This is a genomic window from Cryobacterium sp. TMT2-15-1 (assembly GCF_004402345.1).
Taxonomy (GTDB): Bacteria; Actinomycetota; Actinomycetes; order Actinomycetales; family Microbacteriaceae; genus Cryobacterium; species Cryobacterium sandaracinum.
Map to the genome: position 1 here is coordinate 99,763 of NZ_SOGD01000010.1, position 14,006 is coordinate 113,768.

The window sequence follows — 14,006 nt, forward strand, 5'->3', positions numbered from 1 at the left end:
GCTACCGGGGGATGGCACTCTAAGGGTGTGCAATGCTAACCCCGTTCGAGGGGTTTTAAATTGCACCTAAATAGTTATTGATGTAGATGAACCAGAAGACGCAGCCGGCTGCTCTACAAACCAGGCGCTCAAATCACTTCGGCTGTACATGTAGCTCGCTCTGCTTCACTCGCACAGAGATGAGCCGTTTGATCGCACCGTTTTTCATTGCCCGTGCCTGAGCTGATGGATACGAGTAATAGACAATCATGTGAGCTGGAATACCGAAAGATGCTTCCAACTCTTCGGGTGTCCCTACTCCCAGTGGGTCGTCGCCTTCGTAGAGCACGTACCAGTCAGTGTTCGATGGCGCAAGCACTACTTGAGTTCGCCCGCTGCATGCAACGCTAGCGTGAGCTTTAGGAGGGCTTTGAGTGCGGTGTTGTGAATGCCGATATAAATAGAGCTTCCACCTTGACCGTCTGAATAGTATGCAGACCAATCTCCAAATGGGTTGATGTCTAAAGTCAGATACGTACGCTCTTCATCGCCTCGCTCTTTTGGTAACTTCTCTAGTAGGTAGTCGGAGGTGTAAAGAGGCGTTGGGTTCTGGAAACTTGTGTTATAAATTGGCTCGTCTGTAATTAAACCGTCATCACGATAGAACCAAATGTACTTTTCGTATGAAGCCAGTTGTTGGTCGGCTATATGCAAGCCCCATTCAGTTGCTCCATAGACTTCCTTACATAGCCCAAATAGTTCGTTATCCATCATGCCGACACCCTCGGAGTCCACTGAGGAACACCAGTTTTTTGAATGTGGCAATTTCTACAACGGTAAGCGAGGTTAGTTACATCGAACTTGAGCTCTGGGTGTGAGCCCTTACCTATTACGTGGTCGACGTCATGCCGGTAGTAAGTGCCGTCTTCCTTCTTCGGTGGGTAGACACCACAGTCGGTGCATTGCATCCCGTACTTATTGTCGAGATATGGGCGAGCTACCTTGTCGCGGAAGATGTCCCATTGCTTGGCTGCCTTGCCTCTTTGTTTGACGGGCTTTTGGCTGCGCTTGAGGGGCGTTCGAGGCTTCGGGGCCTTACCTTGCAGCTTTATGGCCGCGCACTCTCTACAGCGCGTTTGAATGGTGCTGTAGCGCTTGAATACGGTTTCGCAGACGATGCAGGAGAAGTCCATTAGAAGTGGAACCTCATGCGTAGGTTGTAGACGAACTTCCTGAATGGAGTTAGGCCTTTATACAGTGGTTCATTAAATTCCTTCGATCGCTGGCCCAAGATTGCAAACGCCTCCCCCACCATCAAGTCGCCGTCTGAATGTTCCACAATGTACCGACGGGCATCTTTAATCGGGAAGCCCACGCCAACCAGGTAATCCATTCGGATTTCTTCATCAGTCATACTCATAGCGAGCCCTCAATGGCCTGGTTGATCTTCTTGCCCTGGCGCCGCATGTATTCCTCAAAGGCTTGTTCACCTAGTGGAGTGAGCGCAGTTTCAATGTCAGCTGTTATGTCGAGTAGCTGGTCTTCAGAGAGCTTGGTGACGTCAGCTGGCTCTTGGTCGGGTACTGGTAGGTACTCACTCACTACCACTGCCCCTTAGCTGCTTGAGCTTGTGCAGCGGACCAAGTGCCGTAGTTGTTGATGACGTAGCGGTTTACTACCCCGAGGCGAGCAGATGGCTCTGTCGCGGTCATGGCGAGCTGTCCCGCGACACAGTAGAAGAGGTTCCAGTCGGAGCCGATGAACACGATGCTCTCGGCTATCTCGTGGTCGGACTCTGCGATACCTGCTGCGCTCATTGCAACGGAGTGTTGAGTAGCAGCAGGAGTTGGAATCGTTTCGGCTGGTGCTGTCCTGGCTGTTGGTGATGGAGCTGGTTGTTCAGTTACGACAGGCGTTTCTAGTTCAACCGTGGTTGCCTCTTCGATTACAGGTTCGGATGGTGAGACTGCCTGGCTGACACTTGATTGGCGGCTAGTGGATTGAGTACGCGTCTCGTCTGAAGTGGTCTTGAATGTCCACGCCATGAATGCGAGGTAGCCGGCCAACAGTAAGAGGACAACTCCTACTATGACAATGGCTTTAGGTTTGATGGTTCGGTTTGCTTTGATTCGCATGGCGTTTCTCCTGTATTTAGTTATGAACTCAAATTCGCACAAGGAAGCTAGTAGGTGGTGTGGGTGGATTAACCACTAACTTCCATGCGCAGTTTCGAGTTGTTTAATTGCTGTGTCGTAACACTGGAGGAAATATGCGCTTATAGGTTGAAATAGTCAACACTATTCTTATGCGTTAGTTGTGGATAACTCCACAGAGTCTTCACCTGTCGCCTGGTCTGCAAGCTGTGAAATGACATCTCTTAGTGCTTCGACATTCGGCACCATAGTCATGCGCATCTCTTGCCCGGTGCCTGCTGTTTGAATGGTGACTGTTCCGAAGCTAAAGAGCAGGGAGAATAGATTGTTCGTATGTATAGCAACGTCCTGGACCCTTAGCCATTCAGTTTCGGCATCTACTTGATGAAACAGTGAGGACCAGTTCTCGGCCTTGATCCCATCCTTTGTGAGCGTGATGTAGCTCAGGTTGTAGACATAGAGGCGTTCCACCATTACGACGAGTACGAGGATGCTTGTGATTACTAACATCCAGAACGAAGTCTCATCCAGGTCACCAGAGTAACCGAGTGTGAATATCCCGGCCCAAGGTATTGCTGCCACTGTCAGACCTACGAGAAGTATCCAGAAATATCCGACCCAGGATTTCCAAATTGTGACTGGCAATTCCATGCGCCCAATGTGAGCTTCCGCGTTCTTGGTGTCAAGTAGGCCACTACTCTTGTCCGGTGACCAACGTAAAAAGCCCAGAACCAGTTAAGACCAAGCAATCGATATGGATAGTTCAGTACATGGGCTGGACCAAGACCTGGCGCTTTGATGAGTCATTCTGGAAGGACGTAACGACGCGCACCATCTCAGCATCAATCGCTGCGGGCGTCATCGCCCTGGTCGGTCTTGGGATTGCGGCGGCCCTTGGTTGGATTAGCCAACCGGATGTTCTTCTAAGTATCGGACTGAGCGCTCTGTGGATATCAGGGCTCTGTTTCTTACTGGCGGCATTCCTAGGTGCGGTTGTTCTGTTTGCTCGACTCACATCTGGGCTTCCACCCAAGGTACGGGAAATCGTCTTTGGTGTTGGACTTGCGGCCATCATCCTTGCATTTAGCTTCACAGTCTTCTTTTTGTCGGGCTGGGTCGCAGAGGTTTCGCCGCGGAACCAACCCTAAGTGGTCCCCCTTTTTTGAACGTAACCGCTCAGGGGGACTCTGACATGTGCGAGGTGTTCAATTCTAATTCCCACCGATTCGTGTAAATTGGAATGACATTGATGTTCCTTGCTGTTGTGTATTCCCCTGAAGCTAATTCCATCGAATTCGAGGTAATTAGAAATGGGTATTGAAGGTATGTGGCCGAGCGCTATGGACTCCAGAACTGATGCATCAGTTCATTTCACCATAAGAATTGTCAGACGTTGCAACGCCAGCAAATGCGCCCGGTCAGTTACCTTCAATTGTTATAGACAGTAGAGAGCCGTGTGACGCTTTGCACGCCCCAACTAGTATTTACTTACCCCACTCGAGATAGGTCACGGCTCACTGCCATCTATAACTACAACTGAATTGTTAATGTGCTGGTCATTATTGACGCACCTTCCGTATTACAAGCCATACGGATAGCCATGTTCCCTTTATTTACTTGGCTGTTTTACGTCCCCAAGTCGGTGTAGGAAACCGTCCCTAGACAGATACAAGAAGAGCGCCCCGGTTAGGGAGCGCTCTAAACATCTTAGTCATCATTTATTATGAGGCTTTAGTGTTAGAAGTCAACCCCCTATAGGTTCTTCAGGAGCAAGCACCGACTAAGATGTTTGCTGTCCATCACTATGTCAGATTTCCGTCATATAGTCAATGACGATTGAATGCTGTATGTGGACAATCTAGGTCTTTCTGTGGATAACCATATTGCGCACGTCCGCAACATGGTCGGGGGTATAAGTCACTATTGCCAAACCGCTTGGCTTACCGCACAATACTGCCCAGATATGAATGGGCAAAACAAACACAGTAATGACCTCCTCGGCCTGACAGGTAAATGGCATACAGTCCCACCAGAAGGACCACGCCCTCAGAGCGCTATAGATTACGACCGTAAGAGCGACACCAAAAAATGGACACCAGACTATGGCATCCAACTTGGTCAATATATGCGTAAGGCTGCTCTCCTACGAGAAGAGAAGAAGCGCGCCCGCGACAACGAAGCAACCGCTAAGACAGATAACCAGGTCATTTAGGGGCTGAGGCCGGCTACTTGGGTAGTACTGCCGTACTGGGCGGTTGTGCCTGGTGCGCCTAGGTGGACGAGATAAACGGGAGAGGTCGAGTATCTCCCCCGTTTTTGTTTGAGTCGGTCCCCACGGTGTGCTTATTATCACCCAAAAACCCTGGTCAAATCTCGAGCGTACTTTTCAAAGTCGGCTGCTACCGTTCGCAACTCTGCGATGTATCCAGTTAGGTGGGTCTCAGCGTAGTCGTATGGAATCAGACGGGTGGCAGCATCAAAAGCGAACCGACCAGAAGACAGCAGATCCACTGCACCAGGGAGCCTGCGGCGTGCTAACGCGTAAGTATTGAATCGTTTAGCCAAGTCGTTCTGCTCAGCTTCAGGCATGTTGTCGTACACCCGGTTTATCTCACGAAGGAAGCTCGCACTTATTCCATGCCCCGCACCCATGTCTAGGTTCTCGACTGGGATGAGGCTCATGCTGCGACCTCTAGAGCTACAGCCCAGTTGGACCAGTAGCAGTAGCCCTCAGAAAACACGAAACTACAGTTGGAGCATTTTTGTAGAGCGCTCATGACTGCGCGCCTGTTAAGCAATGCGCATTTTTTGCACTTTGCTCACGCTTGAGGCCATCCAGCCGTTTTTGTAGGCGGCGTGTATTCGCACCCAGGTTGCTCATTGCAAACGAAGGGAAGGGCTCACCTTTCTTGATACTGCTATACACGTAGTAGTCAACGTAAGAATTGGTCAGTTCATCAGTGAGCAAATCATAATCGGGCGTTCCCTTGCGAGCTGTCTTGTTGAATGCCGTCATTACAACTCTCTTAGCAGTGGCTTCAGAGATGCGTTCATCTAAGCGCGCAATAGCATCTTCATCATCTGAGAAGATTGCACGTGCATCGGCGGCTTCAATGTTGTCCGCCTTCTGGCGCATCTCTTCGGCTTTGTTTGAGTTCTCTACGACAGAACTCATGTGAGAATCAACGCGTGCTATGCGACGTCGATGAGCGCCCTCGGAATGATGCCCTATAAGAATCGGTTGGCCTAGTGGCATACCCTCTGTTAGTGCGTTCGACGCTTTGTAAGAGGCTTCCGCTTTTTGCGCACGTTTATCTGCCCATTCCCTGAGGCGGCCTGCACGGGCTAGACGGCGAGTACGATAGTCGTTCATTACGCTACTACCTCAAGCAGGAATAAGTCACCGCCGGAAATCATCGCTTCGTCGTCTGTGATTTTCCAGAGTATAAGTGTGCCCCCAATTAGTTTTGCTACTACGTGAGCGTCTGCACCGTTTAGTGGGACTGTATTCATGGCGTTGTTCCTGTTTAGTTATATGCTCTTTCGAACTGTTACTATTATGCGCCTTTGGTCGTAAATAGGCAACACTATTTCGTTGCGAAATATACATCAACTAAAGATAAGCCCTGCGTACTCAGACACCGTAGAAACCAAGAATAATGGCTGCCCCTCCTTTGGCCCGTTATCAATCAACCAACGTATCTCACGCGCTCTCTTGAGGTCTGGGGCAAGGAATAGAACCAGGGGGAACACTGGAAGCTTGTCGGCATCCGCATGTTGATATGCGTGCCAGTATCTCGCTAACTTATCTTTCAAGGCTTTCTGCCGTTCCGTACCCATGTCAATCTCAACCCACAGGCTCAGACTCTTCTTCTCAAATACCTGGCGAACTTCTATAAACATGTCAGGGCGTAAGTCAGCACCCGCAATATCTAGCCACGTATCTGGCTCCGTAGTGAACCCAAGAATCTCAATGCGCTTCTCACGCTCTAGGGCTAGTAGTTCCATATATGAATCGGCAATAGCTAGCGTGTGATAGTTCACCGTCCTAAACGGCCAGTACTTCCCAACACGACCGACAAGCTTCCACCCCGCCGAACCCAGTTGATAGACGTATTGCCCACTCCCCGCACCCGTACCACCCACCATGCGCCGTTCAATACGTGCCAGGTACTTACGTTCAACCAGGCGGGTTAAAGCACGTTGCATTGGCTTCGGGGTGAGGTCGGCGAAATGGAGCTGGGCAATGTGGGCCGTTGCGAGCTGGCCGAAGCGGTCCACGGAGAGGATGATTTGGCGGTCACGATCGAGGGTCAGCATATATGTGACTATGCGGGAACGTAGTACGCATGTCAATCAGCGGTTTTCCCCTGTCCTGGTGGCGTTTCGGCGTACCGCGAAAATGACATCAGAGGGACAGCCAGAAGAACACCAAGAAAGTAGCCCCCAGATAAGCGTTGAAGTTGTCCACAGGTAGTAGCAACTATTCACAAATAAAAGTATTGACTATTGCTAGCAATGGCTCATAATACGTCACAGGTAAACGCGACGCATTCAATATATAAAGCGTGACAGCAGTTGACCGGCTACAAAAGCATCAATATCAAGGAGGAAACGCCATAGAAGGATTTACACATGAACGATGCAACCAACTGGGTATTTCCCAGTAAGCAATACGGCACCCGCCTAGAAACAAAGACGGATAAATGGAACCCCATTTATCTGCAAGCAGCCAAGGAAATCGCGGTCGAGGTATCAAACGAGTGTGGGCGAAAAATTGGATTCGCAACACTCAACAGCAACCTAGCCACACAACGAAGCGCCTACTTCACAGAGGTACGCCGCCGACTCAACCAACGAGTCATCCAACTAACTAAGGAGAACAATCGCCATGCAAACAGTAAAGATAAGTCGTCACGGAGTAGTCACACCGTCTAAGGCCACCAGAGCGCGTGTCGCACGTCGCTTGGCTGACAATGACCAAGTTCACATTGCTAACCGCAGAGACTTCACCACACCACGTCAACATGTAAAGCAGATGCTTAAAGCAGCAGCACAAGGATTCGTATGGCCAACAATAGCGTAGAGAAACCAAACCTAGCGAAGCTAGCATCAGCCCTGGTCAAGTTCCAAGGTGTAGTGCCGATCATCCCTAAGAACAAGACTGCCGACGCTGGTAAGTACAGCTACAAGTTTGCTGATCTTGCCGATATATTTACAGCCATCCGGGAGCCAATGATGGCTAACGGACTCGCAGTGACACAGGAGCTGAGTGGCGGAAAAGATGGATGGACACAGCTTGAAACGATCGTGTGGCATGACTCAGGGGAGCATAAGGCTTCACTACTGGACATCAACACCAATGGTAAGAGCGCTCAGGATGCTGGTTCACAGTTCACCTACTACAAGCGTTACGCCTTAGGTGCAGCGTTGGGCATAGCCACAGAAGTGGATGATGACGGTAAGGCAGCGGGCGCACCAAATCCTCCAGAGCAATCTGCACCGAATGATCCCGAAGAGCCGAAAGAAGATGTTCTAGCCCGAGCAAAGAAGAAGATATTCGATGAGCTTGAGGTACAAGGCTATGGAACCGCAGTCGGCAAGAAGGCATTCATCGTGAGAGTTCTCAAGCACAGCACTATCGACACACTCGATGAAGCTGACCTGGTAATGGACCAACTAGAGAATGAAGCGGCTGAAGCACCGAATGATGAAGGGACTCTCTAATGAATGACGACAGCCTTTCTTCCTTCCGCAGCAACGATGACAACCCCTTCGAAGAGGACATGAAAGCCGAAGGCGACATCATGGAAGCCGAACAAAAGCACGACAAATTGGTAGCAGATGGCTACAGCGAAGGCACTTGCAAGAACTGCCTCGACACCACCTACGTAACGAGCATCAAGGGCATCAACCTCTGTCGGATGTGCGCCGAGCGCTATCCCGCAGGCATGCCCTTCTAAATAAATAATGGGCTATAGCCCAAGGAACAACTCAATATGGGACGACCACGAAAAATCAAACGAATCAAGTTCTTAGCAATCAAGCGTGAACTCAAAAATACCACCCGCCTCCAAGCGGACATCTCTAAGGAGTATGGGGTTAGTGCCTCTTCGGTTAACTCCATCAATATGGCGGGCACCTGGGGAAACTACTTAGCCGGGGTTAAAGCTCCTAAGCCAGTACGAAGCAAACGTGCGACATCGCCTACTGTTTCACAGTCAACCAAGGCACGTTATGCACGAGCAAAAGCAGCTGGCCTCTCACCGCTCACAGGTGAGGACCGCATGAAAGCATATGACTTGGCGGTACGTGAGAAGTATATAGATCAGGAAGAGACCAGACTTGCAGCCGAGTTAGAGAAGCTTGAAGCTACTCCTACACGTACAGAGCTTGAGCTGATAGACGGAGCAATCAACGGTCGAATCACCGTGCTACACAAACGAGTTAGAAACGTCGAGTACGCCGTGAACTCGCACCGTATATCTCTCGTTCTATTGCTCATCGGATTAATAGCTATGTTCATACTTGCGTTGGTGAAGTAACTGTGGCAGGTAATAAAGCGGGTGGGCTGAAAGCAGCCGCCAAGAACCTCGCTAACGACCCTGATCACTATAAGAAGATTGGAAAAATCGGAGGTGCCAACGGGCACACAGGTGGGTTCGCCTACCTCAAAGAAGTAGACCCAGTGAAGTTTCGAGAGGCTTCAGCCAAAGGTGGATTCATCTCTCGACGACGCAAGAAGGTAAGCGCCTAGACATCACCAGGCACAGTGCACTCAGCTCCAACGAACACCAGGGCATCAAGTGACAGGTCATTATTGACCGCTCGTATGAAGCCCGGTCTCACGCTCGCCCGCCCACAGTTTGAACAGAGCTTCGGGTTGAGCCCACGAGACACCATGTAGGCGACGACTCTTTCCCTCAGGATGTTGGGCTTCTGAATGGAAGCTCGAGTCGGGCGCCGGCCAAGACGACTAGAAACGATTCTCTGGATCTGCCGTAGCGAGACATTGAGCGATAGCTCTTCTCGGATGAACGAGGCGGACATCCCGCGTTTAGCGAGGAAGAGGATCTCATTTAGGTCGTACAGGTCACTCATGAATACATCCATTAAGACACAGGAGGTCAAAAATGTCACGGATAGCAAGTAACAACATTGGGCTACTCGAAGCCGCTGAAGAAGACTTAGCAAAATCGAATGACCCGGAAATCTCTGCTGCCGAGGGTCTCGCATTGAGTAGTAGATCGAGCGCAATTAGCTTGCTCGTCATTGCAAGAAATTCTATGCCCAACGAGATCAGCGGTTCGGAAGACAATACGACTATTTAAACACAGGAGGTCATATGACCGAAACGAAGACACCATCAAAGAAGCCCCGCAACAACTACAAAAAGCTTGCTCAACTCGAATCAGAGCGAGCCTCCGCTGAGGAACGCCGGGCAATAGCTCTTCAGGCGCAACTCGACGCAAAAGCAGCCGAAGGTAAGAAACGATACGACGCAACGGTCTATTGCACGAACTGCCTTGTGGTCAACTCCGTGTCGATTCCCCCAGGCGTTCGCATCATTGAAGGCGATTGTTTGACTTGCCGTGTTCGTGGAACGCAGCTTCTAGTCCGGATCGTGAATGCCGACAGGTCGCAATAACGTCGAGTCGCCCAACATGTATTCCCCGACGCTTCCAACAGAGGTCGCATCTTCAAACCAAATAACACCACAACATTGCACTTTGTCAATTAGCTGAAACGTTAGACATTCAAGCCAAGTCATTACATAAAAGGCTTGGCAACGCATCAACGTTCAGGACTGTCAAATACGTAACCTACTGGTAGTTATCCACAGGTACTAGCTGGACTGCGAGCCAGCTAGTACCTGCATCGTGATTCAAGCAGGGCACGCGGGCTTAATTGCTATACACCGCGCGCCCTGCTTGGACCGTGACTGGCCCATCAAACAACTAAACAGGAGAACTATGAATGCTAATTAGTAAAGACCACCTGCGCGCATTACACACAGTAAGCAAGGACCAAACTCGGCCGCTACTGACAGTCATTGATATCAAACGAGACGGCGATGAAATAGTTGCGGCGTCAACGGACGGCTACATCCTTACCGAAGTACGCCAACACGCAGAGGACGCCGATCAATACCCCGAAACCAACGGAAGCCCGTCCATTGACAATGTGCGCATCACGGGTGCCACAGCTGCGAAGTTGAAGCCGATGATGAAACCACAGAAGCTCTTACCAGTTCTCGCCTACGCCAACGTCACCAAGTCAGGTGTGATCATCACTGACCTAGAGCACACCACTGTGTTCAATGATCACCAAGTAAGCGGGAACTTCCCTGATTACAAAGAGCTTATTCCGCCAAGTGACACTGCAATCGCGACAGTAAAGCTCAATCCTGAGTTCCTTACAAACGTACTTAAGGCGTTCAAAGGTATCGATAGTGTCACTCTCGAACTCTTCGAAGGAACGGCCACACCTGTAGTCATTCGTTCAAACAGTAGTGACGTGGAAGTTACCGGCGTCGTTATGCCACTAAAGAGCTACAACTAAACGGAGACCTCATGAATGAAAGACCTATATAGAAAACTGAAACACAGGCTCGGCTTCTGTCCACGTCAGCAAGCGCAACACCCATGTTCTGGGCGAGCAGGAAGATGCGGTTGGTTGTGACATACCGAGTCCGACCTGAAACAAGAGTATTGAAGGTCGCCGGGTACTTCTGTGATCTATGCGATAAGCAGATTCTTGTAGCCAAATGGGTATTCAACCGCGAACCGCGCAAGCAGAAGACCCACTATCACATTGACTGCCTCATTCAATTGGCAGACAACCACACTGCTCGCAAGAAGGCTGGTGTATGAGTGAACTCATCCAGAACAGCCGGCCACGCGAGAAGATCAACCCGAAAGAACTTGAGTGGGCTGAGCTACTAGATACAGCGCTGACACTACCTGGTGCCCTTGGGGCAACGTATAGCCGTTTTCGGCAGTACTCGCTGGGCAATCAAGTCGCTCTGTTTATGCAGGGCGCCACAGGCCCAGTAGCACCGTACAAGAAGTGGACCGAACTAGGACGACAAGTCCGCAAGGGTTCAAAGGCGATGGCTGTCCAAGTTCCGCTGATCTACAAAGAGGCGAACAAGGACGGCGTTCTCGAGAACCAGGTCAAAGGCTTCAAGTGGGTCAACAGCGTGTTTGAGCTGGCTGACACAGACGGTGACGAACTACCGCCCTACGAGCCCCCTGAGTGGTCTAGAGAGCGCGCAATGGGCACCCTAGGGATTCAACAGGTGGCGTTTGAGTCGATGAACGGCAACGTCCAGGGAATGTCACGCGGCAGTGAAGTAGCCATCAACCCGGTCGCAGCGTATCCGTTTAAGACATTGATCCACGAACTAGGTCACTGCGTCCTCAAGCACACGACACCTGAAGGCTTGGAAGAGTACCAATCTCACCGTGGAGTCATGGAATTTCAGGCTGAGGGGACCGCGTACCTGGCAATGAACGAGCTGAATGCTCTGGACCAGATGGACGCACCGGAGAGCCGTTCGTACATCCAAGGGTGGTTACGCGGCGATAAGCCAGATGACAAGGTGATACGCCAGGTGTTTACGGCTACAGATTTGATATTAAAGGCAGGGCGATTAGTAGAAAAAGGAGAGCAATAGAACATGAGTGGACCTGAGGACGCAATAAGACTCTCAAACGAGAGCTGGGTTAAAGTTGATCCACTAGACCTCGATATGCGTGAGTACAGTTGGCACCTGGACCGCAGCGGGTACGCAGCACGAGGTGGCTCAGGTCAGCGAATTATGCATCGGATCATAATGGCGCGAGTTCTCAAAAGGGCGCTCAGACCAGGTGAATACGTCGATCATGAAAACAACGTCAAGACTGACAATCGAAGATCGAATCTGCGAGTTGTAACGACGCAGCAAAACAACTGGAATAAAAGCAAGGCACCATCCGCGAAGTGGAAGTACATCGGCATCAACTTTGATTCGCGATTGAAGACACGTCCGTGGCGAGCGTATATCCGAGTAAACAGCATCGGCTACTACATCGGAACTTTCACATCGGCAGAAGAAGCCGCGTGGATGCACGATCAATGGGCACTAGTGCTCCATGGTGAATTCGCACAACTAAATTTTGAATACGAGAAGGTGGCCACACGATGATTGAAATCCCAACTGATCCAGTGAAGATCGTCATCGATAAGTCGCGCACTTTTGGACAGAAAATCGCATTGCAATTGATGGATGAAAATCACATAATAAGCGTCGAGGATTCAACTGATCGGAATTCACTGCAACGACGACACGTCGCGTACATTTCACGGTTGTCCAGCGAGCCCAAACCAACACTTAAAGTTAGCAAGCAGCTAGGGCAACTACTAACTGGACTATTGGCTTCCCGCCCTGCCAGTTGGTTGATCAAGAACCGGTAAGCGTCATAGACGTAGAACAGTACCTCTTGTGGCGGTACGGCCGGACCCAGCACCTGAACAATTTGAAGAACTACTAACCCGGCGAGCGTGTGGCAGAGCGGTATTGAATGCTAGGTAATCCTGAAGAAGCCGATGAGGGTGTGCACTAAGCGACACACGAGGTCACCTCCCGACCTGTAAACCTCCAAAACGAGTGGGTTCGACTCCCCTCCGCGCTTCCCGGTTTAGTAGTTCTCCATCACTGCAATTGGACTAGACATCGCCCTTACTCGGATGGTGTGTTCTGGGCGATGCCGATTGCGGTGATGGGCGTGCGAGTTACTGGGAACATGGCGTCCCCTCCTGGCTCGTGCGCTCAACTGCTTTGTAATCGCGGACTGGAATCTGTTCATCAATCGGTGAGCGGAATCATTCCACGATTTAGGAGGTGAGTTACTTGCCAAAAGGCATAGTCATTCCCGCAGACGAAGATGCACCAGTATTTGAAATGAACTTCAACTCTCTTGCGGACTACCAGCACGTTGTCGGTGGCAACATCGAAGCAATCGACCTGGACGCAATGAACGCATCGTTCTTCGCCAACGAGGAAAGCAAGTTAATCGGTCTACAGCTGAACCGACGTGCCACGCTCATGTGGTGGCTTGCGAGCCCGCAGATGAGACACCGTGATTCAATTGGCGGCGATGTCTGCCTGATCGGTCTGCCGGATGATGAGGGTGAAACGCAGGATGCACCCAGCGAACTGATCGCCCTGCTGCTCGACACGAAGTCCTACAAGGCTGAGTACCAGACAGTAGACGATAGCGATGCATTCAACGGCAACGCTATGACCTACATCGACTACTGGGAAGCAGTCAACGCCGCACTGGTCAAGTTCGACCGTTGGGCAGCCGTTGAGCGCGCCAGAGTAGTTCCAGCCTGAACGTGGAATAGCCCGCCCTAACCGGCGGGCTATTTCTAATGAAGAGCCCCCTGCTCACCGAGGTATAAGTACCTCAGGTGAGTCAGGGGGCGATAGGTAGATGGATTGTCCGGACTAGTCCTTGGCTGGGCTGTACCCGATTCTCCTTCCACGGATTCCTTGCGCTTTCACCACGACCTCATCGGCGATGAGCTTGCGAAATTCCGCAAGTGTGGTGACAACCTGGCGGGTGTTGCCGTTGTCCCTGATTTCCAGGGTGACGAGGTCGGAGGCTTCTTTCAAACCTGCAATCTCTGCCGGAAGAACGTCGAGAGACTTTGCCTCATCGACGGCCTTGTGCGACCTGACGATCAGCGTAACGAATGCATCTTCGTCCGCTTCAACGCCAGTTATGTCGCTTACCATCTTGCTTACTCTGGCCATTGCGATCACTTCCGATCTGTTTCTAGCGACAACGGGATGCCGTCACTCTGCGCATGATTATGGGCAAAGAG

Annotated in this window: 19 protein-coding genes; 11 read left to right on the forward strand and 8 right to left on the reverse strand. The window is 50.9% G+C overall.

The window, feature by feature from the left end; all coding sequences use genetic code 11:
- Window positions 1-357 precede the first annotated feature (357 nt).
- From E3O62_RS02565 to E3O62_RS02585, 4 genes are all read right to left on the reverse strand, one after another.
- Window positions 358-753 (reverse strand): hypothetical protein, encoded by a 396-nt coding sequence (locus E3O62_RS02565; RefSeq protein WP_134397432.1) that lies wholly within the window; start codon window positions 751-753, stop codon window positions 358-360.
- Between the two features lie 642 nt (window positions 754-1,395).
- On the reverse strand, window positions 1,396-1,581 hold the full coding sequence (locus tag E3O62_RS02575; protein ID WP_134397434.1) for a hypothetical protein: 186 nt from the start codon (window positions 1,579-1,581) through the stop codon (window positions 1,396-1,398).
- Entirely contained in the window at window positions 1,581-2,114 is a 534-nt protein-coding gene (locus E3O62_RS02580; protein WP_134397435.1) for a hypothetical protein, read from the reverse strand. The genes E3O62_RS02575 and E3O62_RS02580 overlap by 1 nt, the downstream gene beginning before the upstream one ends.
- A 168-nt stretch (window positions 2,115-2,282) precedes the next feature.
- Entirely contained in the window at window positions 2,283-2,783 is a 501-nt protein-coding gene (locus E3O62_RS02585) for a hypothetical protein (protein ID WP_134397436.1), read from the reverse strand.
- A 56-nt stretch (window positions 2,784-2,839) separates the two neighbouring features.
- On the opposite strand from E3O62_RS02585, the gene E3O62_RS02590 reads away from it, so the two are divergent.
- Together E3O62_RS02590 and E3O62_RS02595 are read left to right on the forward strand one after the other, a co-directional pair.
- Window positions 2,840-3,280, forward strand: coding sequence for a hypothetical protein (locus E3O62_RS02590; RefSeq protein ID WP_134397437.1), 441 nt, complete (start codon window positions 2,840-2,842; stop codon window positions 3,278-3,280).
- A 692-nt stretch (window positions 3,281-3,972) separates the two neighbouring features.
- Window positions 3,973-4,344 (forward strand): hypothetical protein, encoded by a 372-nt coding sequence (locus E3O62_RS02595; RefSeq protein ID WP_134397438.1) that lies wholly within the window; start codon window positions 3,973-3,975, stop codon window positions 4,342-4,344.
- A 137-nt stretch (window positions 4,345-4,481) separates the two neighbouring features.
- Here the strand turns inward: E3O62_RS02595 and E3O62_RS02600 are convergent, their stop codons facing one another.
- The 3 genes from E3O62_RS02600 to E3O62_RS02610 all read right to left on the reverse strand — a co-directional run bounded on the left by E3O62_RS02600 (window position 4,482) and on the right by E3O62_RS02610 (window position 6,452).
- The gene (locus tag E3O62_RS02600; protein ID WP_134397439.1) at window positions 4,482-4,814 is read right to left on the reverse strand and encodes a hypothetical protein; all 333 of its coding nucleotides are present in this window, start codon (window positions 4,812-4,814) and stop codon (window positions 4,482-4,484) included.
- A gap of 91 nt (window positions 4,815-4,905) precedes the next feature.
- On the reverse strand, window positions 4,906-5,505 hold the full coding sequence (locus E3O62_RS02605; protein ID WP_134397440.1) for a DUF3560 domain-containing protein: 600 nt from the start codon (window positions 5,503-5,505) through the stop codon (window positions 4,906-4,908).
- Between the two features lie 236 nt (window positions 5,506-5,741).
- Window positions 5,742-6,452: a replication-relaxation family protein gene (locus E3O62_RS02610; protein ID WP_134397441.1), complete on the reverse strand. Its 711-nt coding sequence runs from the start codon at window positions 6,450-6,452 to the stop codon at window positions 5,742-5,744.
- 315 nt (window positions 6,453-6,767) lie between these two features.
- Between E3O62_RS02610 and E3O62_RS02615 the strand changes: the two genes are divergently transcribed.
- The 9 genes from E3O62_RS02615 to E3O62_RS02660 all read left to right on the forward strand — a co-directional run bounded on the left by E3O62_RS02615 (window position 6,768) and on the right by E3O62_RS02660 (window position 13,512).
- Window positions 6,768-7,070: a hypothetical protein gene (locus E3O62_RS02615; protein ID WP_134397442.1), complete on the forward strand. Its 303-nt coding sequence runs from the start codon at window positions 6,768-6,770 to the stop codon at window positions 7,068-7,070.
- A 129-nt stretch (window positions 7,071-7,199) separates the two neighbouring features.
- Window positions 7,200-7,859: an ERF family protein gene (locus E3O62_RS02620; RefSeq protein WP_134397443.1), complete on the forward strand. Its 660-nt coding sequence runs from the start codon at window positions 7,200-7,202 to the stop codon at window positions 7,857-7,859.
- On the forward strand, window positions 7,859-8,095 hold the full coding sequence (locus E3O62_RS02625) for a hypothetical protein (RefSeq protein ID WP_134397444.1): 237 nt from the start codon (window positions 7,859-7,861) through the stop codon (window positions 8,093-8,095). The genes E3O62_RS02620 and E3O62_RS02625 overlap by 1 nt, the downstream gene beginning before the upstream one ends.
- A 36-nt stretch (window positions 8,096-8,131) precedes the next feature.
- Window positions 8,132-8,677 carry a hypothetical protein gene (locus E3O62_RS02630; protein ID WP_134397445.1) on the forward strand — a complete coding sequence of 182 codons (546 nt, stop codon included), beginning with the start codon at window positions 8,132-8,134 and terminating at the stop codon, window positions 8,675-8,677.
- An 800-nt stretch (window positions 8,678-9,477) separates the two neighbouring features.
- On the forward strand, window positions 9,478-9,780 hold the full coding sequence (locus tag E3O62_RS02640) for a hypothetical protein (RefSeq protein WP_134397447.1): 303 nt from the start codon (window positions 9,478-9,480) through the stop codon (window positions 9,778-9,780).
- Between the two features lie 329 nt (window positions 9,781-10,109).
- Window positions 10,110-10,694, forward strand: coding sequence for a hypothetical protein (locus tag E3O62_RS02645; RefSeq protein WP_134397448.1), 585 nt, complete (start codon window positions 10,110-10,112; stop codon window positions 10,692-10,694).
- A gap of 307 nt (window positions 10,695-11,001) precedes the next feature.
- Window positions 11,002-11,811, forward strand: coding sequence for an ArdC family protein (locus E3O62_RS02650; protein ID WP_134397449.1), 810 nt, complete (start codon window positions 11,002-11,004; stop codon window positions 11,809-11,811).
- Window positions 11,812-11,970: 159 nt separating this feature from the next.
- The gene (locus E3O62_RS02655) at window positions 11,971-12,321 is read left to right on the forward strand and encodes an HNH endonuclease (RefSeq protein WP_166786396.1); all 351 of its coding nucleotides are present in this window, start codon (window positions 11,971-11,973) and stop codon (window positions 12,319-12,321) included.
- Window positions 12,322-13,017: 696 nt separating this feature from the next.
- A complete protein-coding gene (locus E3O62_RS02660) occupies window positions 13,018-13,512 on the forward strand; it encodes a DUF3846 domain-containing protein (RefSeq protein ID WP_134397451.1) in 495 nt (164 codons plus the stop codon).
- A gap of 114 nt (window positions 13,513-13,626) precedes the next feature.
- Here E3O62_RS02660 and E3O62_RS02665 read toward each other — a convergent pair whose 3' ends face one another.
- On the reverse strand, window positions 13,627-13,917 hold the full coding sequence (locus E3O62_RS02665; protein ID WP_166786397.1) for a hypothetical protein: 291 nt from the start codon (window positions 13,915-13,917) through the stop codon (window positions 13,627-13,629).
- Window positions 13,918-14,006 lie beyond the last annotated feature (89 nt).